This is a genomic window from Streptomyces sp. NBC_00989 (genome assembly GCF_045162655.1).
GTDB lineage: Bacteria > Actinomycetota > Actinomycetes > Streptomycetales > Streptomycetaceae > Streptomyces.
On sequence record NZ_CP108728.1, the window covers coordinates 1,769,453 to 1,791,166 of the forward strand.

20 protein-coding genes are annotated in these 21,714 nt (G+C 71.0%); 7 read left to right on the forward strand and 13 right to left on the reverse strand.

Annotation, left to right across the window (positions count from 1 at the left end; genetic code table 11):
- The first annotated feature begins 125 nt into the window (after positions 1-125).
- Positions 126-992 (forward strand): transcriptional regulator, encoded by an 867-nt coding sequence (locus OG714_RS07730; RefSeq protein ID WP_406119508.1) that lies wholly within the window; start codon positions 126-128, stop codon positions 990-992.
- A 107-nt stretch (positions 993-1,099) separates the two neighbouring features.
- Here OG714_RS07730 and OG714_RS07735 read toward each other — a convergent pair whose 3' ends face one another.
- From OG714_RS07735 to OG714_RS07775, 9 genes are all read right to left on the reverse strand, one after another.
- Positions 1,100-1,588, reverse strand: a complete 489-nt coding sequence (locus OG714_RS07735; RefSeq protein WP_406119509.1) for a hypothetical protein — start codon at positions 1,586-1,588, stop codon at positions 1,100-1,102.
- Positions 1,589-2,034: 446 nt separating this feature from the next.
- Positions 2,035-2,988: a hypothetical protein gene (locus tag OG714_RS07740; RefSeq protein WP_406119510.1), complete on the reverse strand. Its 954-nt coding sequence runs from the start codon at positions 2,986-2,988 to the stop codon at positions 2,035-2,037.
- Positions 2,989-3,185: 197 nt separating this feature from the next.
- Positions 3,186-3,989 (reverse strand): alpha/beta fold hydrolase, encoded by an 804-nt coding sequence (locus OG714_RS07745; RefSeq protein WP_406119511.1) that lies wholly within the window; start codon positions 3,987-3,989, stop codon positions 3,186-3,188.
- Positions 3,990-4,341: 352 nt separating this feature from the next.
- Positions 4,342-5,148 (reverse strand): enoyl-CoA-hydratase DpgD, encoded by an 807-nt coding sequence (gene dpgD, locus OG714_RS07750; RefSeq protein ID WP_393763837.1) that lies wholly within the window; start codon positions 5,146-5,148, stop codon positions 4,342-4,344.
- Positions 5,145-6,500 (reverse strand): (3,5-dihydroxyphenyl)acetyl-CoA 1,2-dioxygenase DpgC, encoded by a 1,356-nt coding sequence (gene dpgC / locus OG714_RS07755; RefSeq protein WP_406119513.1) that lies wholly within the window; start codon positions 6,498-6,500, stop codon positions 5,145-5,147. The genes dpgD and dpgC overlap by 4 nt, the downstream gene beginning before the upstream one ends.
- On the reverse strand, positions 6,497-7,195 hold the full coding sequence (dpgB, locus tag OG714_RS07760; RefSeq protein WP_406119515.1) for an enoyl-CoA-hydratase DpgB: 699 nt from the start codon (positions 7,193-7,195) through the stop codon (positions 6,497-6,499). The genes dpgC and dpgB overlap by 4 nt, the downstream gene beginning before the upstream one ends.
- A 23-nt stretch (positions 7,196-7,218) precedes the next feature.
- The gene (dpgA, locus tag OG714_RS07765) at positions 7,219-8,283 is read right to left on the reverse strand and encodes a 3,5-dihydroxyphenylacetyl-CoA synthase DpgA (protein WP_406131751.1); all 1,065 of its coding nucleotides are present in this window, start codon (positions 8,281-8,283) and stop codon (positions 7,219-7,221) included.
- Positions 8,284-8,472: 189 nt separating this feature from the next.
- The gene (locus tag OG714_RS07770; protein ID WP_393763843.1) at positions 8,473-9,780 is read right to left on the reverse strand and encodes a PLP-dependent aminotransferase family protein; all 1,308 of its coding nucleotides are present in this window, start codon (positions 9,778-9,780) and stop codon (positions 8,473-8,475) included.
- Positions 9,781-9,782: 2 nt separating this feature from the next.
- The gene (locus tag OG714_RS07775) at positions 9,783-11,366 is read right to left on the reverse strand and encodes an MBL fold metallo-hydrolase (protein WP_406119516.1); all 1,584 of its coding nucleotides are present in this window, start codon (positions 11,364-11,366) and stop codon (positions 9,783-9,785) included.
- Between the two features lie 302 nt (positions 11,367-11,668).
- Here OG714_RS07775 and OG714_RS07780 point away from each other — a divergent pair, with 302 nt between their 5' ends.
- The 6 genes from OG714_RS07780 to OG714_RS07805 all read left to right on the forward strand — a co-directional run bounded on the left by OG714_RS07780 (position 11,669) and on the right by OG714_RS07805 (position 18,963).
- A complete protein-coding gene (locus tag OG714_RS07780; protein ID WP_406119517.1) occupies positions 11,669-12,772 on the forward strand; it encodes a hypothetical protein in 1,104 nt (367 codons plus the stop codon).
- The gene (locus OG714_RS07785) at positions 12,769-13,497 is read left to right on the forward strand and encodes a DUF6182 family protein (protein WP_406119518.1); all 729 of its coding nucleotides are present in this window, start codon (positions 12,769-12,771) and stop codon (positions 13,495-13,497) included. The genes OG714_RS07780 and OG714_RS07785 overlap by 4 nt, the downstream gene beginning before the upstream one ends.
- A 1-nt stretch (position 13,498) precedes the next feature.
- A complete protein-coding gene (locus OG714_RS07790; protein ID WP_406119520.1) occupies positions 13,499-15,136 on the forward strand; it encodes a GH3 auxin-responsive promoter family protein in 1,638 nt (545 codons plus the stop codon).
- A complete protein-coding gene (locus tag OG714_RS07795; RefSeq protein ID WP_406119522.1) occupies positions 15,133-17,505 on the forward strand; it encodes a hypothetical protein in 2,373 nt (790 codons plus the stop codon). Before OG714_RS07790 ends, OG714_RS07795 begins: the two co-directional genes overlap by 4 nt.
- A 1-nt stretch (position 17,506) precedes the next feature.
- Positions 17,507-18,289: a hypothetical protein gene (locus OG714_RS07800; RefSeq protein ID WP_406119523.1), complete on the forward strand. Its 783-nt coding sequence runs from the start codon at positions 17,507-17,509 to the stop codon at positions 18,287-18,289.
- Positions 18,290-18,717: 428 nt separating this feature from the next.
- Positions 18,718-18,963 carry a hypothetical protein gene (locus OG714_RS07805; protein WP_406119525.1) on the forward strand — a complete coding sequence of 82 codons (246 nt, stop codon included), beginning with the start codon at positions 18,718-18,720 and terminating at the stop codon, positions 18,961-18,963.
- A 43-nt stretch (positions 18,964-19,006) separates the two neighbouring features.
- On the opposite strand, the gene OG714_RS07810 is transcribed toward OG714_RS07805, so the two are convergent.
- From OG714_RS07810 to OG714_RS07825, 4 genes are all read right to left on the reverse strand, one after another.
- Positions 19,007-19,369 (reverse strand): hypothetical protein, encoded by a 363-nt coding sequence (locus OG714_RS07810; protein ID WP_406119527.1) that lies wholly within the window; start codon positions 19,367-19,369, stop codon positions 19,007-19,009.
- Between the two features lie 129 nt (positions 19,370-19,498).
- Positions 19,499-20,413: an ArsR/SmtB family transcription factor gene (locus tag OG714_RS07815; protein WP_393763854.1), complete on the reverse strand. Its 915-nt coding sequence runs from the start codon at positions 20,411-20,413 to the stop codon at positions 19,499-19,501.
- Between the two features lie 102 nt (positions 20,414-20,515).
- On the reverse strand, positions 20,516-21,328 hold the full coding sequence (locus OG714_RS07820) for a hypothetical protein (protein WP_393763856.1): 813 nt from the start codon (positions 21,326-21,328) through the stop codon (positions 20,516-20,518).
- A gap of 94 nt (positions 21,329-21,422) precedes the next feature.
- Positions 21,423-21,701, reverse strand: coding sequence for a PqqD family protein (locus OG714_RS07825; RefSeq protein ID WP_406119528.1), 279 nt, complete (start codon positions 21,699-21,701; stop codon positions 21,423-21,425).
- Between the last annotated feature and the right edge of the window lie 13 nt (positions 21,702-21,714).

Here is a 21,714-nt window from a genome sequence, read left to right on the forward strand (position 1 = left end):
CTTCGGACAGCCGGATCGCAACCGTACCCATCGCGTCGCTGCTGCGGGGTGACTCGCCTCGTACCGAGGGCGTGGACGCCCAGCACATCGCACGGCTCGCCGAAATCGAAGGACCCTTACCCGCCGTGCTGGTGCACCGACCGACGATGCGGGTCATCGACGGAATGCACCGCTATCTGGCGGCACTCTCGAACGGCCAGAAGACTATCGAGGTCGAGTTCTTCGACGGAACGACCGAAGAAGCGTATCTGCGGGCCGTGCAGGCGAATTCGATGCACGGGCTCCCGCTCTCCCCCGCCGAACGCAAAGCCGCAGCCGCCCGGATCATCGCATCCCTGCCCCACATGTCGGACCGCGCGATCGCGAAGGCGGCGGGTCTGGGTGCCAAGGCCGTGGCCGGCATCCGCCGCCGGATGGACGAGACGCCCCAACTCAACGCCCGTGTCGGCCAGGACGGCAAGGTCCGTCCCCTCAACAGCGCCGAGGCGCGGTACCGGGTCGCCGAGTTGCTGGCCGAACGTCCCGACGCCTCCCTGCGGGAACTGGCGCGGATCACCTGCGTCTCGCCGGCCACCGTCAGCGACGTCCGAAGACGTCTCGCCTCGGGCGAGCCGCCCGCCCCGGAGCGCTCGGGGGGCCGGAGCCAGGCGGACAAGGGCCCGGCCGCGAGCCGGCCCGCCGCCGCGCCTCCCCAGCCGGCCGGGCGTAAGCAGCACCGCCGGATGCGTCTGGTGGCGCAGGATCCCGGAGTGGTGCTCGACAAGCTGTCGCGTGATCCGTCACTGCGTCACAGGGAGGAAGGGCGGCTGCTGCTGCGGCTGCTCCAGCAGCACGCGATCGCCACGCAGGAATGGCCCGCGCTGAGCACCTCCCTGTCGGGCGACTCCAGGGAAACCGTGGCGAGTCTCGCCCGGGAGTACGCCAAGACATGGCTCGGCTTCGCACAGGAGCTGGACGAGCGTCTCCGGGCCGGGCTGCTCGCCAGCGGGTGAGGACGGCCGCCCGGGCGGGAGCAGGGGGCACACGCCTGCGGCCGCGGACCTGCTCCGCTCGCCGCGCCGATGAGGAGCCCGGACCCCGGGTGATCCGGCTGGCTCCGTCAGGGTAATCGGCCCGGGACCGGCTGCGGCCGGAACAGGAACCCGCCCCATCCGGGCACGGCGTCCGTCACCGGTCGCCAGGTGCCCTCCTGCCAGCCGTGCATCATGTACGACAGGGAGACGGTGAGGCTGCGGACGGTGTCGGCCGTGCGCCGCCGGTGGGGGCGCCGGCGCCCCCACCGCAGGAGCAGAGCGGGGCGGTCGCGCAGCAGTGTCGCGAACGCCCCGAGCAGGACATCCAGTTCGTCCTCGCCGAACTGGATCCGGATGAAGTCGACCCGTGTCAGGTCCTTCCGCCGGCTGAGATCGTCCACGGTGGCCGCCCGTGGACCACCCGGGCGTCCCGGCACGAGACGGTGCACCTGCCCGTCCGGGCCCGCGAGGGTCCTCAATGCCGCGATGCACCGCGCGCAGCCGGCCCCGACGTCCACGCAGACGGCGCCGGGTGCCACGAGCTGGTCCAGTCCCGGGGCCTCCGGATGGGGCACCGGCCGGTGTGGCCGACTCTGGGCGACCGGGGAGGCGGGTCCCGGTTCCCGGGAGTGCCGGAGCCCTGGCAGCGCGACGACGGAACCGCGCGGGTCATCCGCTGTGGGGAGCTCGGATGCCTCGGTCGGCGGCCCGTCGGCGCCTTCGCGACCCGGCCTTCCGTGGTCTGCCACTGCGCATCAGTCCTTCCGGGTCGTGTCACCGCGCCGGCATCGTGGCCGGGCGCCCGTTGACGGTTCGAGGCTAGGTTCCTCACCCGCCGGACCGCGTCCCCCACGGTGACGACCCCGTGTCCTTCGCGGCGCCACGCCCTCCCGTCCGGGACCGTCGGAGGGTGTCCTCCCCTGGGCGTGTCATCCCCTAGGCGTACGCCTAGGGGCGGGGCCTGCGTGCTGGTGCCACAGAGGTGGGAGTCGACCCGGGGCGGGTGGGTGCGGTGCGTGGCTCACCGCGCGGCCAGTCCGTGCCGGCCGACCGTCTCGTACAGGGCCTGGAGGTCCTCGCCGCCGAGAGCGTCGGGGCCGTCTCCGTGCGGGACGAGTTCGATGAGCAGGGTGTCGCCCAAGTGTGCTGAGGTGCCCACGAGATGGGCTCGCGCGGGGCCTCCTGCGGGCTGTTCGGCAGGTGTCGGTGTGCAGAACTCAACCCCGGCTTCCAGGAGTGCGCGGGCCGCGCGGGCGATGTCGTCCGTGCGGAAGGTGAGTCGCTGCTCCGCGCGGTGCGTGGGGGGCGGTTGCGGCGTCGTCCCGTGGCGGGGGCCGGTATCGGGCTCCGGGGCCGCGAGGGTGAGGGCCATGTCGTTCTGGAGTCCGGCGAGTTCCACGGCGCGGGGCGTCGGGTCCGCTGCGCTGTCTCCGCGCGGTCGGCGCGGGGTCAGCCCGAACCCTTCCTCGTACAGGCGGACACAGCCATGGAGGTCGGTCTCTCCGACACCGGTCGTCACGCCTTCGAGCCGCACGAGGGGGGCCGCGGGCGTCCTGGGGGCGGGGCTCTGCGGGAGCCGCGCCCAGCGGTGGCCGCCCGGCCGGCCCGCCGGGGTGTGTCCGGCGGGCAGCAGGGTGTGGTTCATGCCGCCGGCCCCCGCGAGGATCGGGTTGCCGCGTGCGGAGCCGACCTCACGGGCACCGGCCCGCAGCGCCCGCTCCGCGGTGGCGGTGACGTCCGTGCAGTGCAGTGCGATGTCGGCGATGCCGTCGCCGTGTGCGTCGAGGAAGCCCCAGGTGGCGGGTCCGGAGGTGACGACGAGGGAGGCGGTGTCCTGCCGTAGCAGCAGGGAGCTGCGGTCGGGGGCGACGGAGTCCGCCACGCACTCGAACCCCAGGGCCGAGACAAGGTACTGGGCGGTCCGCTGCTTGTCCTTGGCGTACAACTCGAAGTACGCGATGCCGTGCCCTGCCATAGGTCTTCCTTCCTGCGCGAGGTGGTCCGGAGGGCCGTGCCGTTCCCTCCGGGTGCCGACGTTCGAGGTGCGCGTCGTGACCGCGTGCACGTCGTACCGCGTGCACGTCGCGAGCGCGTGCGCTGCGGTCGTGTGTGCGGCGCGCGCGGTTCCGGCCCGCAGCTTCGTGTCCGTGGGCCGTGGACGGTGCCGCGTGGTCAGTACTTGTCGAGGAACTCGATCAGGGCCGCGTTGACCTCGTCGGGGCGTTCCAGATAGCCGAGGTGCCCGCAGTCCGCGATCTCCACGAGGTCACAGTCTGGGATGGCGTCGGCCACCTCGGCGACCAGGTGGGGCGGGCAGACTAGGTCGTGGCTGAAGGCGATGGCCCGGCACGGCACCGTGATGCCGCGCAGTGACGCGCGCCGGTCGCCGAGACCGTCGACGGCGGCGGCCTGGCCGGCGGAGGAGTGGCCGCCGCCGGTGAGTTCGAACAGCTCGAGCAGGGGCGTGACAGCGGTGTCGTCGTTGAGGGTCGTCGGGGAGAACATCTCACTGACCGTCTTCACGGCGTCGTAGCCGGCCGGCAGTCGTATGCCGCTCTCCCGCAGCGCGCGGTCGGCGGCGCTCTGGGCGCGCCGGAAGGCGTCGGAGCGGGCCCGGGACGCGATCAGGATCGCGGAGCGGACCAGTTCGGGTGCGGCGAGGGCGAGTTCCTGGGCGATCATGGAGCCGAGGGACGTTCCCACGATGTGGCAGGGGCCCAGTCCCAGCTGCTCGATGAGGCCCCGGGTGTCAGCCACCATGTCGGCGAGGCGGTAGTCGCCCGCGGGGGCGTCCGATGGTGCGATGCCCCGGTTGTCGAAGGCGACGGTCTCGTATCCGGCGCGGTTCAGTGCCGGCGTCTGGTGCATCGTCCATACCCGGCCCGACGCGGACGAGCCCATGATCAGCAGGACCGGCGTGCCGCTGCCGGAGCGCTGGTAGGAGAGCCTCACACCGTTGGTGTTCACGAATGGCATGTCGAGCCCGTTCTCGTAAGGGGGCAACAGGCGCTCTCCGTTCGGTCACCACGGAGAGGTCCGGGTGGCCGCCCCGCCCTCGGCCCCCGTCGGTCCCGGCTCGCGGGCCGGGTGTCGTGCTCGGTGGAGCATGCGGGCTCCGTCACGGCTCACGATGGCATCGCACCTCGGCGGCGATCAAGCGTTGCCGAGTGGGCCGGGGGCGGGGCCGGTGTTCAACCGCTGCGCCCGCGCGGTTGAACGGCGGCCGGCCACAGCGCTTGCGGCGCGGTGCGGCCGGGCCTGCCTCGGACACCAGGGTATGGAAGGTCCGCGGGAGCCGGTGTGCCGGTGTGCCGGTGTGGGCGTCGCGTCAGGCACCGCGCCAGACCGGAGCACGCTTCTCGGCGAAGGCGCGCGGGCCCTCGACGGCGTCATGGCTGCGGCGTCGTTTCTCCTCCCACGGGTACGTCGCCGTGAAGGCCTCTTCCAGCGGCAGGTGCAGGGACCGCTGCACCGCTTCCTTGAGGGCCCGCACGGAGAGCGGGGCGCTGCGCCGCAGGGCGTCCGTCCAGGTGTCCACGGCGGCGTCCAGGTCGCGCAGCGGGACGACCTCGTTGACGAGGCCGAAGCGCAGTGCCTCGGCGGCGCTCATGCGGCGTCCGGTGAGCAGGTATCCCATGGCCTGTTTCAGGGGCATCTGCCGGGCCAGGCGGAAGGCGCCGCCCGCGCCGGGGACCAAGCCGAGCGTGGCCTCCGGCAGCGCGAACACGGCGTGGTCGGCGGCGACGACGAGGTCACAGGCCAGGGCGAGTTCGAAGCCGCCGCCGAGGGCGTAGCCGTTGACGCGGGCGATCACGGGCTTGGACAGGTCGAACCGGTCGGTGAGCCGGGGTGAGCCGGGCTGTCCGCGGCTGCCGAAGCTGGTGGGCGGGGTGCCCTCCCGGTCCAGCCGGGCCCGCTCGCGCAGGTCCTGGCCGACGGTGAACGCGCGCTCGCCGGCGCCGGTCAGCACCGCTGCCCGGATGTCGTCGTCGGCCTCGATGTCGTCCCAGACGAGGGCGAGTTCGCGGTGCATGCGCTGGTTCATCGCGTTGAGCACCTCGGGCCGGTCGAGGGTGACCCGGGCGATCCGGCCGTCCTTCTCGTAGCGTACGCCCGAGTCCCCGCCGCCGATCACGGTGTGCGCCCGGCTGAGGGTGCCGAGGCGTTGGTGAAGCGGCCGACCTTGTCGATCACGTCGGAGCTGTAGAGGCGGAGGGCCTGTTGCAGCGCGAACTCGGACATGTAGCGGCGGAAGTCGTCGGGTGACTCCTCGGACAGGTTCAGCATCCGCCGGTTGGCGAGGACCGCGCTGCCGCGCAGGCGTTCCACGCTACGTTCCACCGCGAGGTCGAGTTCGGTGCGGTCGTGGACCTCGTCGACGAGGACCCGGGCCTCGGGTTCGGTGGCGAAGATCCGCCGTCCTTCGAGGATCATCTGCCGTGACAGGCGTGGCCCCGCGGAGCGGGTCAGCCGGAAGTTGGCGGCGCCCGGGACGATGCCCTCCTGCGCGGCGGGGAGGCTGATGTAGGCGTCGGCGGCTGCGATGACGTGGTCGAAGACGAGCAGCAGTTGGGCTCCGCCGCCGATCGCGAAGGAGTCGACGACGGCGACCCAGGGTTTGTCGGTGGTCCCCGACCGCCAGCCCGGTGCGTCGGTGCGGATGCCGCACAACAGCTTGTGGATGTAGCCGAGTTCGCGGCGGAGCAGGAAGTCGACGAGGGAGATGTCCCCGCTGTGCAGGGCTTTGAGGTTGATGCCCGCGCTGAAGACGCGGCGTCCGCGGTAGCGGGGATGGGTCATCTCGCCGCCGCGCAGGAGTCCGACCTCGACGGCCGGGTCGAGCAGGGCGAGGTCGACCGCGGTCTCCATGTCGTCGACCTGGGCGTTGTCCTCGGCGTTGAGGGCGTCGTCGCGGCACATGGTCAGCCGGGCCACGGCTCCGGTGCGTTCGAGGCGGACGGAGCCCAGGTCGGCGCGGCCGGTGCGGGTGAAGTCGGGCAGCAGTGCGGTGGCGCGCGGGGTCGGGCGGAGCATGGCGTCGAGGAGGTGGGCGCCGGCCAGGGGTGAGCGCAGGATGCGGCTGAAGAAGATGCCCTGGTCTATTTCGTGGCCCTCTTTGCGGGCCTGTGGCCGGCCGCGTTCGGTGGCGAGCTGGTCGTCGGTGGGGACGAGGCCGGGGAAGGCGGTCGCGGCGGCCCTGGCCAGTTCGTCGATGCGCAGGGGGCGGGTGCGCCGGTCGGTGAGTTCGTCGTAGACCGCGTCGGTGTGGGTGTCGAGGAACGCTGCCCGCAGGTCGCGGACGGTGTCGGCGGCCGTGGTGGCGAGGGTCTGCTGCCGTGCGGAGCGTTCGCCGTGCGGGGGCAGGCCGTCCAGCAGGGTCCGGTGGTGGCGTGCCGCTTGTTCCAGGGCCTGTCTGGCCCGGGGCAAGGGTGCGCGGACGTCGTCCGGGTCGGTGTGCGGTGCGGTGGGTTCCGCGGTGGCGGTCATGCCTCGGCTCCTGTCGTGGCGCGGCGCAGGACGCGGTCGCAGGCCGCGAGGTGGGCGCCGAGCGCCTCTTCGAAGCTGGTGCCGGCCGCTTCGTGCAGCAGTTGGCGGCGGATGGCCAGTTCGGTGCCCGAGACGGCACGTGCGCGGTCCGCGGCGAGCCGGAGGGCCTCGGGCACGTCGTCGGTCAGCTCGTCGACCAGGTGCAGGGCCAGGGCGTCGGCGGCGCTGACGGGGGTGCCGTAGAGGACGGCGTGGCGGATGGGGGCCGCGTGGGTGCCGTGTCCGGCGAGCCGGTACAGGGCCATGCCCGGCCAGGTCCCGCCGCCCTCGACGGGGACGACCAGGCGCACCGTGGTAGTGGCGATGCGGTGGTCGGTGGCCAGCAGCACGTCCAGGGCGGGGCCTCCGCAGTCGCCGTCGGCGACGGCGACGGTGGTGGCGGGCAGGCGTTCCAGGCGGCGCAGGACGCGCTCCCACTTGCTGACGAGGGAGACGGTCAGGCCGTCCGGCAGGGGTCCACCCGGGGCGCCGGAGACGTGTACGACGACGCTGGCGCGTCCGTCGAGGTCCTCGGCTGCCTCGCAGGCCGCGGTGACGGCGGCGACGGTGTGGGCGGACAGGGACTGCCGCCCGTCGATCCGCAGGGGGATCTCCTCGGACGCGGGGTGTGCCGCGGCCGTCGGGGTGCTCTTCATCGCTTCTCTCACCTGTTCCGTGGTCACCACTGCACCAGTGCGGTCTCGATGGTCGAGCCGGGTCCCATCGTCATCAATACGCCGTAGTCGCCGGCGTGGGCGGCTCCCTCCCGGAGCAGTCGCTCGTAGGAGAACAGGAAGGACCCGCTGGAGAGGTTGCCGTAGTCGCGCAGGACGCCGGTGGTGTGCCGTAGGTCGTGGCGGGTGAGGCCGAGGTTGACGCGTACGGCGTCGATCACCTTCTTGCCGCCGGAGTGCACGAGCCAGTGTGCGATGTCGCGCCGCCGCAGGCCGGCGCCAGTGAGAAGCCGGTCGACGATCTGCTCGGCGTTGGCTCCGACGACGTAGGGGACGAGCGGGTCGAGGTAGAAGCTGAACTTGTTCTGGTCGTCGTCCCAGTCGTAGCGCATCGCTTCGATGGCGTCGGTGATCAGGTGGCTGGCGAAGGCGAGGATGCGGGGGCCGTCCTGTGCCGGCGGGGTGCCGGCCGGGCCGTAGGCGGCGTCGGGTGGGTCGGCGGTGAGCGCGACGGCCGCTGCGCCGTCCCCGAAGAGGCTGTTGACGACAGCGGTGCGCATGCTGCCGTCGATGACGTAGGCGGCGGAGCAGGCTTCCGCGCAGAGCATCACGGCAACCTTGCCGGGGTTGGCGGTGACCCAGCCGGAGGTGGCGTTGAGGGCGTTGAGTCCCGCGTTGCAGCCCATGCCGACGACGTCGACGCGGCTGGTGCGGGGCAGGAGGCCCATGGCCTTGATGAGGTGGGCGCTGAGGCCGGGGGTGAGGAATCCGGTGGTGGTGGTGCAGCACAGGTAGTCGATGTCGGCGAGGTCGAGGCCGGCGTTCTCCAGGCAGGCGCGGATGGCTCGGGCGCCCATGTCGAGGGCGGTCCGCTTGTGCTTCGCGAGGAGTGCGCCCTGAGCCTCGGGAAGGACGGCGCCGTCGCTGTCCCGGGGCGGGAGGGTGAGGTGACGGCGTTCGATGGCGCTGTTGAGGAAGACCGAGCGGACCTTGGGGTCGGTGATGCCGAAGAGGTCGAGGACTTCCCGCTGGGAGTACGAATGGTCGGTGACGGCGGTGCCGACCCCCATGATCCGTGGGCTGCCTAGGCCCTTGGACGGTGTGGTGACGGGGGTGTCGAGGAGGGCGGTGTCGTGGAGATCTGCGTCGGCGGTCATCGGAAGGTCCACCCCCACATGCGTGGCTTGCTGCGAATGAGACGTCGTGCTGTCGACACGGGACTTCGCTTTCTGTGAGTGACGGGAGGGAAAGGCGGTGCTTCAGCGGGCCCGGGCCGCTTCGGCGGTGATGAACCGGGCGAGCCGGGCCGTGCCTTCGGTGATGTCGGCCTGGGTCAGGTAGCTGATGGACAGGCGCAGGCTGTGCTCGCCGCCGCCCTGGGGATAGAAGTAGGACATGGGCGTCCAGATGACGCCGTGGTCCTCCGCCGAGCGCACCAGGGCGGCGTTGTCGGCGGGGAAGGGGACGTCCAGGGTGAGGAAGAACCCGCCGTCCGGCTCGTTCCAGCGAACGCCGAGTGCGCTGCGCTCGGGTTCGGGGAAGCATTCGTCGAGCCGTTTCAGGATGGCCCGCATCGCCTCCCCGTAGTGCGCCGAGGTGTCGGTGTTGAGTTCCGAGGTGCGTCCGCCGGCGGCGAGGAGCATGCCCGCCACGGCGGCCTGGCTCAGGGGCGAGGTGTTGACCGTGACCATGCTCTTGATCTTGATGAGTTCGTCGGCGAGGAGGCCCTGCCCGCCGTTCTCGTCCACAACCACCTGGTCGGCGACGGCGAAGCCGACCCGGGCGCCGGGGAAGAGGGTCTTGGAGTACGAGCCGAGGTGGACGACACGCCGGTCGCGGTCGAGGGACTTCAGGGTGGGCAGTTGCCGACCGGGGCTGACCAGCCGGTAGGGGCTGTCCTCCAGGATCAGGAAGTCCTCGCGCCGCGCCAGGTCGAGCAGAGCGTGCCGCTCCCGCAACGGCATCGTGGATCCGGACGGGTTGGAGTGGTCGGGGACGACGTAGAAGGCGCGGGGGCGGCGGCCGCGCGCCTTCTCGGCGGCGACCGCAGCCTCCAGACCGGCGCTGCGGAAGCCGTCGGGGCCCTCCGTCACCGGGGTCGGTTCGACGCCGAGCAGCCGGGCGGCCCCGGTGATGCCGACGTAGCACGGGCTGGAGACCAGCAGGGTGTCCCGCGGCCCCGCCAGCAGGGCGCGCAGGGTGAGGAAGATGGCCTCCTGGCAGCCCACGGTCACCACCACGGCCTCGGGCGGCACGTCGATGCCCTCGTCCTCGCGCAGTGACAGCGTGACGAGTTCGCGGATCTGCCCGCCCGTCGGTCCGTACTGGAAGAGCGCGTCGCGGATCTCCCCCGGTGTGGCGCCGCGTTCCTCCAGGTGGTCGAGGTAGCGGCGGATGTGCCGGAAGATCTCCTCGACGTCGAAGAAGCCGTCGTACGGGCGGCCCGGTGCGAACGAGACCGTCCGGGGGTAGCGGTGGGTGATCTCGTTCAGGAAGTTCATCGTGTCGAGGACCGGGTCGCTGACGCTGGCGTGCAGTTCCGCTCTCCGGAGGGTGGCGGGTGCCATGTCTACCAACGCCATTCCTGCTGGCCGTAGAGATGGCCGGCCTTGATGCCGCGGTCGGCGCACCAGGTCATGAACTCCTCGATCTGCTTGATCTGGTACGTGTCGGGGGTGTACGTCGTCGCCATGACGTGGCCGAGCCAGGGCTCCTCGCCCATGGCGTACACGTACGCCTCCTTGGCGCCCAGTTCGGTCATGATCGCGGCGGCCTGCTCGGCGTTGGAGCCGGACAGCTTGCGGGAGTTGCTCATCTTCTTGGTGATCGGGATGGTGAGCAGGGCCTGGTAGAGCCAGGTGAGGGGGGCGCCGTCGCACTCCATGCCGAGGAAGGCGTAGTCGGCGGCGCCCAGTTCCTGCTTGACGTAGCGGTAGAGGGAGGGCTCGATACCGGAGGAGTCGGCGCCGGCGAAGACGTTCTTGCCGGCGAGCCGCACCCAGTACGTGGACTTGGCGCGGATGTCGAGGTCGCAGTGCTCTCCGAGGAACGGGGTGGCCGTGACCTTGCCGCCGGGGAACTCGACCTCGTCGAAGTCGTCGACCTCGATCACCGGGAAGCCCTGGCTCTTGAGCATCAGCGCTATGTTCGGGTCGGCCAGGTTGCCGCGGGAGGACCGGGGCACGACGATCGCGCCGACGCGGCCGCGCAGTTGCAGCAGGGTCTCCAGCACGATGTGGTCCTGGTGCCCGTGGGTGATCAGCACGAGGTCGATGAAGTCGGGCAGGTCGTCGAGGGTGTAGCGGTCGCCGGCCGTGTTGTCGGCGCTGATGAACGGGTCCGTGACGATGGCCGCCTGCGGGGTCTGCATCACCAGACAGGCGTGGCCGAAGTAGCGGATGCGGCCGCCGGACTCGATGTGGCGGTCCTCGGCGAGGGAGGGCCCTTCGCTGAGCATGTGCGACAGCTGTCCGGCCTGGGTGTCGTCGAGGCCGAGGGCCTCGCGCAGGTGGCCGAGGGTGGTGGGCCGCACGCGGGTGCGGAACAGCTCCGCGAGACCCTCGTGGCGGAAGGGGATGTCGAGCTCCAGGACGTCCGGGGAGGGCAGGCGCGGAGTGCTGAGGACGAAGGGGCGCTCGATGCCGGTCTCGAAGGACAGCTGCACCGACTGCCGCGACTCCTGGTAGATGTCGCTCTTGTAGACGACCGGCTCCATGAAGCGCAGCTGCGCCTGGTTGTCGGTGTCGTAGGCGAGTTCGATCAGGCCGCCGAGCTCCGGCGGCAGCTTCGGGTACAGCGGGGTGAGGTCGAAGCCGGTGGCGTTGGCGCGCAGCAGTTCCTGGCCGGCGACGATCGCGTCGGCGAAGCGCAGGATGTGCGCGCGGTCCCGCTTGATCGCGGCGAGCAGATCGCGCACCTCGTCGGCGCGCTCCTCCGGGATGTTGATGAAGTAGCCGCCGCGGAGGTCGGGGTTGTTGCTGGCCGCCACGTGCACCTGAGGGGACTGCAGGTAGGACTCGAGCAGCGGTACCTGGAGGAATGCGAGGTTCATCGCCGACTGCACCGGTGCCGTGGTGTACGGCCACGCGAAAAATCTGTCGATCAGCGGTTCGACGATCACGTTCGAGCGCAGGAACAGCTGCTGATCAGCCATTGGTTTCCCATCTCTTGGAGCCTTTGAACAGGCAAGGGTGCGGCCTCAAGCTAGGCGTGACGGGGCTGACCGATCAATGTCCAACAGATTTAACGGCGTTGTGTTCAACTGCTTCCTCGCAGCAGTTGAACATGCGGAAAGCCCTCTGCAATTCGGGCAGAAAAACGCCGTCTGTTCAACCGTGTACCAGCGGCAGTTGAACACCCCTGGACCATTGTTACGGTTGTCCCATTCTTCGCCGACTCTTCCGTCGCCGCTTCGTGAATTGCCGCCGAATTCCCTATGCAGAAAGGGCCGATCGCGTGCTCCTCGACGAACTCGTGGTGGCTCCGGTGACGATCACGCCGACGAAACCGCTGACGCCGACGCATGTCAAAGGCCTGTTGTGGACCGACATACTGGTCAAGGCGAGCGCGTCGGTCGGGCGAGTTCGGCTGCTGTGGAACAACCGGATGGCGACCCTCACGACCCAGTCGACCGCGTTCTGGCACTACTTGGACCGGGTCGAGCCGGACACGGACTGGAACCTGGAGTCGGCGGCCGCGATCGGTCAGCGTTACGTCCGCTTCCACTCCGAGGGCGGGAGGAGCGACCCACGGGGAGTGGGCGCCTACCTGGAGCGGGTCGACGCGGCCGGGTGGATCCACCCGGCCGGCCGGCGGGTGCTGGATTCATGGCGCGCGGAGCTGGAACTGCTGGGTGTCGGCGATCTCGGCCTCGGGGAGGACCGTCCGCTGGCAGCGGCGGCGGACACGACGCTGCAAGCGCTGGCGGAGCGGGGCCTGTTGATCGACCACCGCCGCTTCGGCGGTCCCGTCCACCTGGACGGCACGCGCTGGGGCCTGCCGCTGCGGCAGCTGGTCGGGAGCGACGGGCATCCCAACTACCTGCTGCCCATCCTGCGCGAGCTGATCCCCGCGATCGGCCCGGGCCGGGTGTTCCTGCTGGTCTTCGACGACGGTCTGGCCGCCGACTATCTGCTGCTCGACCGGGTGCTGACCGCGTTCGGCGCCCGTTCGGTACGGCTCGCGTTCAGCAGGGTGCCCGTCGGTGGAAGCGTCCGCTCCAGCCGGTACGGCGGCTGGAGCGGGACTACGCTCTCCGACCTGTCGGCGGTCTCCGGTTCGGCCGACAGGGCCGCCTACCGGCTGGGGATGCGGCTGTACTTCGCGGGGGTGCTGCCCCGCCGCTCCGAGCAGCCGTTCCGCATGCAGTTGCTGCGCCGATGCGTGGGACGCGCCGCCCGGCTGCTCACCCGCACCGCGGCCGACGTCGACGGGGGCATGCCGCCGGAGGCGCTCTCCCGGTCCCGGGACCCGAACGGCTTCGTCGACCCCTACCGGCTGACGACGTCCCTGCTCGGCCCGCCGCCGGCGGACCCGCGGCTGCTGAGGATCTACACGTGAGCGGGTTACCGGCCGGGGCGCCGGCGGACGCGGCGGCCCTGCGGGACGCGGCGCTGTCCCGGGTGGCGGCGGTCCGTGCGCGGCTGGGCGCCGGACCGGTTCCCGGGGGGCTGGGGGTGGCCGTGGTCGTGGCCGACCTCGACGTCGCGGCGTTCGTTCGGTGCGCCGCGCAGTTCGCCATGGGGGTCCCGGCCGACCTGCGGGAAGGCTGGTACCAGACCTTCACCAGAACGGTGTTCCTGGCGGGCCGGCCGGAGGCCGTGGCCCTCCGGCACCCGCACCGGCTCGTCACTCCGGACGGGAACCTCGCGTGGCACGGCCCGGCCGCACGCGGGGCGCTGCTGCCGCTGTCCCGGCTGCTGCGCTCCTTCCAGGGCCCCCGGCCGGTCGAGGTGCCGGCCGGACCCCTGACCGTGACCGTGCCGGGGCCGCCCTCCGGACACGCCGCGCAGGTGTCGGTCGCGGTCGGCGACGTCAGCACCGGCGCCTACCTGGTCCATGTGCACCATCTGATCGCGGAGGCCGTGCTGCGCGGGCTGGTGGGCCCAGGTGACACCCTCCGGGTCGGCCACCGGCAGTTCCTCGACCCCGCGGAGTTCCACGACGCCCTCGACCCCGCCCGTGCCGGTGCGGTCCAGACCCGGATCGCCGGCAGCGGCTCCGACCCCGACCGACTGGCCCTGTTCGGCGTGCTGACGTCGGACCGCAACGAAGGAGACCACTGACGTGCAGGCCGAACGGGTGCTCGCGGAGCACCGCCGGTTCCTGGAGTGCCTGGAGCGCCCCGAGGAAGTGCAACAGGACCTGCTCCGGGACATGCTGGAGCGCAACGCGGACACGTCGTTCGGGCATGAGCACGGGCTGGCCTCGGTCCGCACCCTGGACGAGCTGCGCCGGGCCGTGCCGATCCGCACCCATGAGGCGATGATGCCGTGGATCGAGCGCGCCATGGACGGCGAGCCGAAGGTGCTGACCACCGACGATCCGGTCGTCTACTTCTCGTCCAGCGGGAGCACGGGCCGCGAGAAGCACATCCCCATCACCCGTACCTACATGCGGCAGACTTTCCTGCCCTTCTACCACGCGAGTTTCGCGCCGCTGCTGCGGACACTTCCGCAGGCTCCGGCCTCGCCCGGTGGTGTGCTGAACCTCTGGCAGGACCCGACCTCGCCGATCACCCGCACCCAGCAGGGCCGGCCGCACATCGGCGCCAGCCAAGTCGACTACCGCAAGTTCGGCGAGGACGCCGCCGTGGGTCTCGGCAACAACGCCGAGTGGAGCCGCATCCCGGAGGCGCTGGCCGGTGACGACCCCTGGGAGCGCAGCTTCTACAAGCTGCGCCTGGCCGCCGAGCAGGACATCCGGGTGGTGATCGGCGTCAATCCCGCGATGGTGGCCGGGCTGCCGTACCAACTGCGGCAGATGTGGCCACGGCTGGTGGACGACATCCGGGCCGGGACTCTCGGCGGGCACCGGCACTCGACGCCGAACCCGGAGCGTGCCGAGCAGATCGAGGAGTACGCGAAGACGTTCGGCACGGTCCACCCCTACCATCTGTGGCCGCACCTGGCCGCCGTGTTCGTGTGGAACAGCGGCCTCGCCCGGTCCTACCTCCCCCGGGTGCGGGAGACCTACGGGCCGGGGGTGCGGCTGTTCCCGGCGCCGATCGCGTCCTGCGAGGGGCCGGCGGCCGTTCCCGTCGACGGGCATCCTCACGGGGCGCCGCTGTACCTGCCGGGCTGCGTCTACGAGTTCGCCCCCGCCGAGCGGCCGGTCACCGCCGGCAGTGAAACGCTGTCGGCCACCGAGGTGGAGGAGGGGCGCGACTACCACCTGGTGCTCAGCCACGTCGGCGGGCTGTACCGGTGCGCCGTCACGGACGTGGTGACGGTGGTCGGGCGGGTGGGCCGTACCCCGCGTATCGAATACGCCGGGCGGGACGTCGCCCGGTCCGCGGCCGGGGAGCGGCTGACCGAGGCCGTCGCGCTGCGCGCCCTGCGGGCCGCCTGTGACGACACCGGCGCGGAGCTGCGCAACGCGACGTTCCGCCTGCGCCCCGAGGACGAGGGGACCGGCCCCCGCTACCAGATGGCCGCCGCCTTCGCGGGGCCACCGGTTCCCGCACTGGCCGCCGCGCTCGACCGGCGGCTGTCGCGGGAGTGTCCCGGATACGCCCCCGGCCGAGACTCCGGGGCGATCGGACCGCTCGAGGTGATCACCGTGCACCCGGACGCGTTCCTGCGGGAGTGGGAGCGCGCCGCACGCTCCGGGCAGCGTCCGCCCCGCATCAAGGACCGTGTCTTCCTGCCCGACGAGGAGAGGTGGGCGAGGATCGTCGCCACCGCGCAGGAGGTGGCGGTTTGACGCCGGAGCGGGCAGCGGGGCAGGGGTCGGCGGACGTGGTCCCCGGCCGGGGTCAGTACACCGAGGACGCCCGCAGACAGCGGCTTCAGTGGCTGCGCGGGCACAGCGGCGCCGCACTCACGTCGCTGGAGCGGACCGGCCTGGACGCGTACAACCTGGTCGGGAACGTGGAGAACTTCATCGGTTCGGTCGAGGTGCCGGTGGGTCTGGCGGGGCCACTGCTGTTCGTCGGGGACGCGGCGCGCGGGGAGGTGGTGGCCCCGCTGGCGACCACCGAGGGCGCCCTGGTCGCGTCGGCGTCCCGGGGTGCCCGAGCGGTGACCGCGTCCGGCGGGGTGACCACGATGGTGCTGTCGCAGCGGATGACGCGAGCGCCCGTGCTCGAGTGCGCCGGCATCGCCGCCGCCCACCGCCTCACCGAGTGGTTGCGGGAGCGGCGGCCCGCGCTGGAGGCTCAGGTCGGGCTGGTCTCCCGGCACACCCGTCTGGTGGACGTCGAACCTCACCAGATCGGCCGGTACCTGCACGTGCGGTTCGTCTTCGAGACCGCCGACGCGGCCGGGCAGAACATGACGACGGCGGCGACCTGGCAGATCTGTCGCTGGCTGACCGACACGCTCGCTGCCGATGAGGGGCTGCGGCCCAGGAACGTACTGCTGGAGGGCAATCTCAGCGGTGACAAGAAGGCGACCGTCGGCTCCATGCTGGCCGGTCGCGGAACCCGGGTGACGGCCGAGTGCCGCCTGAGCCGCGCCACCATGGACTCGGTGCTCAAGACCACGCCCGAGGCCATGGTCAAGGGCCACCTCTCCACGGTTCTCGGCGCCCAGCAGATCGGCATGCCGGGCCACGGCGTCAACGCGGCGAACATCGTCGCTGCCCTGTTCGTCGCCACAGGACAGGACGTGGCCTGCGTCCACGAGTCGGGTGTGTCGATCTTCTCGATGGAGCAGGACGGCGACGACCTGGTCGCCACGATCCTGCTGCCCAACCTGGTCGTGGGGACGGTCGGCGGGGGCACCGGGCTGCCGCACCAGCGCGACCTGCTCGACCTGCTCGGCTGCGCGGGCACGGGCGGCGGCCGCCGGTTCGCGGAGATCATCGCCGGGTTCGCGCTGGCCCTGGACCTGTCGACGATGGCGGCGCTGGTCAGCGGCCAGTTCGCCCAGGCTCACCAGCGGCTGGGGCGGGCCAGGCGGGTGGACTGGCTGCAGGACGGTGACCTCGACGCGGCCCTGCTGCAGCCGGTGCTGACGCGCGGGCTCGGCGACCCCGGCCTGCACGTCACCCGGGTGGTGTCGTCGCCGCCCCTGCGCGGCGACGGGATCGCCGGCGAACTCGGCGCGCTCGCCGAACGGCGCAGGCTGAGCGGGCTGCACCCCCTGCGGGTCGACTGGACCGCCGGCGACGGGTCCACCACCGCGGTCGACCTCGTCGCCAAGGTCAAGCCACGGGGCGAGGAGATCGTCGCCGGAATCGCGATGGTGCTGTCGCTGTGCGGCCCGGAACCGGCGCGGGCGTGGGAGCGTTGGGGCGCAGTCACCGGGTTTCCCGACGCGCACCGCCGTGAGCTGGCGGTGTACCGGCGCACGGAGAGCGCTCTGACGGAGCTCCTGCCGCGCTGCTACGGGATTCTCGAGGACGACGAGCGCGAGGCGTACGTCGTCCTCATGGAGCGGTTGTCCGACGACGGCCGACCGTGGACACGTGACCGGATCGACAGCGTGCTGCGGGGCGTCGGCCGGGTCCATGGGCACTGGCTCGGCCGGGACGGGGAACTGCTCGCCGAGGGCTGGCTGCAGCGCGTGCCGGAGCCGGCAGACCTGGCCAAGGCGCACGAGCTGTGGGGGGCACTGGTCCGGCACGCCGCGCACGAGCAGCCCGAGCTGCTGGGCCCCGCCCGGACGGACGTGCTGATCGGGCTGGTGGAGGACGCCGGACAGTGGGCCCCCGCCGTACACGCCCTGCCCCGGACGCTGGTCCACAACGACCTCAACCCGCGCAACATCGCGGTGCGCGGAGGACGGGTCGCCGTGTACGACTGGGAACTCGCCACGGTCGACGTGCCACAGCGCGACGTCGTGGAACTGCTCGCGTCCACCCTCGGTCCCGACGCCACGGCGGACGACGTCGAGCACGCCCTCACCGCGCACGCCGAAGCCGTGGCCGCGGTGTCGCCGGAGGCGGCGGCACTGGTGGCCGGATGCGACTGGCGCCGCGGCTACCAGCTGGCGCTGCGCACGTTTCTGACGACCCGGCTGACGCTGTACCTCGCCGGGCACAGCCAGCGCGAGTTCGGCTTCCTGCCCGGCGTCGTGGAGACGGCGTTCCGGCTGTGGCAGCTCGAAGAGGCCCGAGAGGACGACTGACATGCGGGCCGCTGTCGTGGGTATCGACGGTTCGGGCAAGACCACTGTGCTGCGCCGGATGCGCGAGCGGGGTGACGTCATCGTCGTGCACGCCATACGGGCCCACGACGACCCGGACAGTCCCTACGCCGCGCTGTCCAGGGCACTGGCCGGGGCGTCGGCCGCGGCGGACGCCCTGGGCCGGGTACAGCTGAAGCTAGCCGTGCTGTACCTGCAACTCTGTCTGTACGGCCCGACGGAGCGGCAGGCGTCGCGGAACGGCCGGCCCCTGGTCTCCGACCGGCATCCGCTGATCGATCCACTCGCGTATCTGCCGATGTTCGCCCGCACCGAACGGGAGGACACTCCTGGCGCGGACGTCGATGCTTGGTGGCGCGGGCAGGAACCACGGGACGCCCGCGCGGTACGCGACTGGCTCGTGGCCCGCACGGGAAGCGCCGACCCGTGGCCGCTGGGCACCGACTTCCTGGACCAGGCGACGAGGCCACTGCAGGACGTACTGGACTATTTGAGCCGGTCGTTCGGCGTGCCGCTGCCGAACGCCGTGGTGCTGCTCGACCTGCCCGTCGAGGACGCCCTGGCACGGACCAGAAGCCGGTCGAGCAGGAGCGAGCTGCACGAGACGGCGGACCTGTTGTCGCTGGCCCGGCAGCACTACGACACCGCTCTGGCCTGGCTGTCGCGAGCACGGCCCGAGGTCTCCGTGCACCGCGTCGACTGCCGCGGCCGCACCGCAGCCGAGGTGACCGAGGCAGTTCGGGCAGTGGTCGCCTCTGAGGTCTGAGGGATAGGGCGGAGCGCGGCACTGACCTCCACCGCGGTACGGGCACTCCCGAATGACGGCGAGGAGGACCCGGTGGCAGTCATGAGCGGCGCCTCGCGCACCACCCTTCGCTGCTCCCTTGCCAAGGTCTTCATTCTGCGAGGCCAGTCGACTCCTGCCACCAACTCGACGGCCATGGAGGTGACTTCGGCCTTCGCGTCAGGTGCGAGTCGGCCTGGACGGTGTGGTTGTTGCCGAAGACCCGGGTCATAGGTCCCGTGCCGGCGTAGCTCTTGCGGCCCCTCACGTCGGCGTAGCGGCCGAGGTCGTTTGAACCTCAACCGCCGCGATTGGCCAACGAGTTGGCGTGCTCGCGGGCATAGACGGTCTCCGTCCGTGCTGTCGGGACTGGCAGTCGGGGTTTCCTGCATCACTGGCATGGGGTGTTGATGGCGATCGGGTGGGGTGACATGCCGGGTCGGCTGTCGGCACTGGGCTCCGTGTTCGCGCTGGGGTTCGCCGCTGTCGCGGTCGTAGTCACGCGCCGTACTTACCAGATCGAGTCCGAACGCGACTACGGAGTCGCCTTCGACGCGGACACCGCCGGCCTCCCCCAACAGCAGTTTGTGGCCGGACTCCAAAACCCTTCCACGACCGACGCGTCGTCTGCCCGCATGACTGGATCGGAGATTTGATCTCCCGTGATCTGGTCGAGCCGAATGCCCTGGCCGCCGAACATCAGAGCGTCTTCCCCGCCCGGGCGCTGTCCGCGTTGACCGTCAACGGACGTCTGTACGGAATACCGACAAGCGTGGACACCGTAGCGCTGATCCACAACACGCAACTCGCGCCGCAACCACCCGAAACCTTGGACGAGTTGATTGCCACAGGCCGGCCGCTGGCTTCGGCTTGGCCGCTCCGGAATCCATCGCCGCGTTCGAGCGGCTGGGGGAACTCGGCGAGTCCGGCCCAGGACCGCTCCGTCGGTCGATCGACCGCGATGAAGCCTTCGAGCTCTTTGCCACGGCCCGTAGCCCCTGCCTGATCAGTTCCTCGGATGTCATGCAGTGCCTTCAACACAGCGAGCACCAAGTCGTTCATGACTACCAGAAACGATCATGCAACCGATGAGAAGCGACTTTGAAAACGCTCCCTACGCTGCAGGCTGCTACGCCTCGTGAACACCCGTCCGGAGACCGTACGTCGCGAGACGTCGAGCCGGTTGCCAGGTCAGCCGAGCTGCCTCAACAACGCGAGGCCGCTTTGATCAAGTTGGTAGAAGACACTTCCGCCGATGCGCTGCTTCCACACAACGCCGCTCCCGGTCAGCACCGCGAGATGTTGGGAGACGGTGCTCTTCGCAAGCCCCAGCGTCGCGGCCACTGCTGTGGTCGTCATCGGTAGTTCAAGGGTGCGCACCACCTGTGCGCGCCCCTTTCCCAGCAGCAACGCGAGCCGGTCCTCGGTTCCGCCGCCGTCGGCTCCGGCCGTCAGTACACGCAGGCGGCCCGTGGCCCGCGCCTGATACGACATGGCCACCCCGTCGCGGTTCTCGACGAGCAACCGGAGACCGCCGGAGAACGCGGTGGGGACGAGGAGCAGCCGGGACCTCGTGATCCGCAGATCGAGATCCCGGTGGTAGGGCACGGTGAGCCGGGGCCTGGACCAGAGCACCCGGCCACCCAGCTCGCCGAGCATCGCCTCAGGGCCCTCGACGGCGAGAGTACGGCCACGGAGCAGGATCTCCTCCTCCAACGAGGAGCGGATCCGGTTCCAGTGGGGAGCGAGCGCACAGTCCCAGTACCGCTTCAGCAAGGAGTAGAGGCCCCGCTCTTCCGGCACGTTGCCCCTGGTGCGGCGCAAGCGGTCCAGTTCGGCCGCGAAGGTGTTCAGCGCAGGGTCCGGAAGGGGCACGAACCCGGGGACGAGGCGCGACAGCCCGGAGTCACGCAGCACCCCGGACAGGTCCCGCCCCAGCCCTGCCGGCATGTTGAGGCGTACCGCTCGCGCCCAGTCCGCGTACGGCGCGGGTACCTCACCCCGGTAGCGGGCGAGGAGACCGAGGCTGCCAAAGGTCTCCCACAGGGGGCTGAAGGTCAACCGCACGGTGCGGAGGGTGTCCTCGTCGACGTCGATCCTGATCACGACGCCGCGTGCCGAACGCGAGATCGTAGTGCCACTCCGCCATCCCCCTGTTCGTCGACCCGTAAGGCCTCTGTCCGGAATCCCAGCGCCGGCTGCGGACCGTCAGGAGACGTCCACCCGCATGGCGATGTCCTGGCACAGGGCGAGCACGTCCTTGATCCAGGGACGAGGGTCGCCGCTCTCGTACGTCTTCATCGTCTCCACCGCCCAGTACTCCTCGAAGGTGAGGACAGCCGGAGAGGCGGCCTTGAACCTGTTGGCACGCCATTTGGGCTGGTGACTGCCGAACTCGCCCTCGCCTTCGAGCAGGGCGTCGACGGCATGGCCGAAGGCCAGTCGGGCCGAGAGCACCGCACTCTCCAGGTCGTCTGCCTCCATCTGCCCCAGCGCGTCCTCGACGTACATGTCCGCCTCCCCCAGGGAACGGGCGATGACGAACGAACGGAACGCCGTCCCGGCGAGACGACCGCGCCGCTCGTCGACCCAGTCGGCGCCGATCAGGGGAAGACAGTGTCTGATGCGGGCGAGCGTGAGTTCCTCGACGGGCGCCAGGACGTTTCCCGCGACGGTGCCCCGCTCGTACGCCTCCCACGAGACCTTGGCCAGCATCTGGTCGATCTGGGCGTCACACCAGTACTTCACCTCCCACCGTTTCTCCTGCGCGTAGAAGACCTCGAGGCTCACGAACGGAGGCTCCAGCGGCACCGGCAGAGCCCCGCTCGTCTCGGCGTCGTGGAGCGGGTTCGAGACGATGTAGATGTCGTAGTCGCTGCGCAGGTTGTGCCAGCCACGGGCAGCGGAGCCGACGACGAACGCGGCCTGGGTGTCGTCGGGGATGAGGTGACGCTCCCTCAGCGGGGCCAGCCAGTCTTCCTCGGTCATCTTCTGCATGCCGTACGCCCTTCTCCTGGACATGTCCGAACTCGATGCCATCGCCGCACAGCACGCCCGGACCCGTTGCTGAGCCCTTGAACGGACTCGTCAGCGGCCCCGCGCGAGCCGGGGCCCCTCACCATTCGACGATCCCCTTGTCCACCAGCTCGCCGAGGAACTCGACCACGTCCGCCAACACCTGCTCCTCGTCGGCCCCGTACTCCTCGGCCACCAGCCGCGCCACCTCGAGAGTGCTCCGGCGGCCGTCCAGCGAAGCGAAGATGAACGCGGCAATGCCCTCCAGGAGCAGTGCCCTGTCCTCGTCCCCGATCAGGAAATCGTCCTTCATCCGGCGGATTCTGATGCCGAGCACCCGGCGCGGCAGGACATCGCTCCGTGCGACGACCTCATCCATGGGGGATTCCCTT

Bases quoted from the DNA above. Each gene is read 5' to 3' on its own strand.
- OG714_RS07740 (WP_406119510.1), bottom strand. From the start codon at position 2,988: ATGGCAGGGCACGGCATCGCGTACTTCGAGTTGTACGCCAAGGACAAG.
- OG714_RS07745 (WP_406119511.1), bottom strand. From the start codon at position 3,989: ATGCCATTCGTGAACACCAACGGTGTGAGGCTCTCCTACCAGCGCTCC.
- dpgC (WP_406119513.1), bottom strand. From the start codon at position 6,500: ATGACCGCCACCGCGGAACCCACCGCACCGCACACCGACCCGGACGAC.
- dpgB (WP_406119515.1), bottom strand. From the start codon at position 7,195: ATGAAGAGCACCCCGACGGCCGCGGCACACCCCGCGTCCGAGGAGATC.
- dpgA (WP_406131751.1), bottom strand. From the start codon at position 8,283: ATGGGGGTCGGCACCGCCGTCACCGACCATTCGTACTCCCAGCGGGAA.
- OG714_RS07770 (WP_393763843.1), bottom strand. From the start codon at position 9,780: ATGGCACCCGCCACCCTCCGGAGAGCGGAACTGCACGCCAGCGTCAGC.
- OG714_RS07775 (WP_406119516.1), bottom strand. From the start codon at position 11,366: ATGGCTGATCAGCAGCTGTTCCTGCGCTCGAACGTGATCGTCGAACCG.
- OG714_RS07800 (WP_406119523.1), top strand. From the start codon at position 17,507: ATGCGGGCCGCTGTCGTGGGTATCGACGGTTCGGGCAAGACCACTGTG.
- OG714_RS07805 (WP_406119525.1), top strand. From the start codon at position 18,718: ATGGCGATCGGGTGGGGTGACATGCCGGGTCGGCTGTCGGCACTGGGC.
- OG714_RS07810 (WP_406119527.1), bottom strand. From the start codon at position 19,369: ATGAACGACTTGGTGCTCGCTGTGTTGAAGGCACTGCATGACATCCGA.
- OG714_RS07820 (WP_393763856.1), bottom strand. From the start codon at position 21,328: ATGTCCAGGAGAAGGGCGTACGGCATGCAGAAGATGACCGAGGAAGAC.
- OG714_RS07825 (WP_406119528.1), bottom strand. From the start codon at position 21,701: ATGGATGAGGTCGTCGCACGGAGCGATGTCCTGCCGCGCCGGGTGCTC.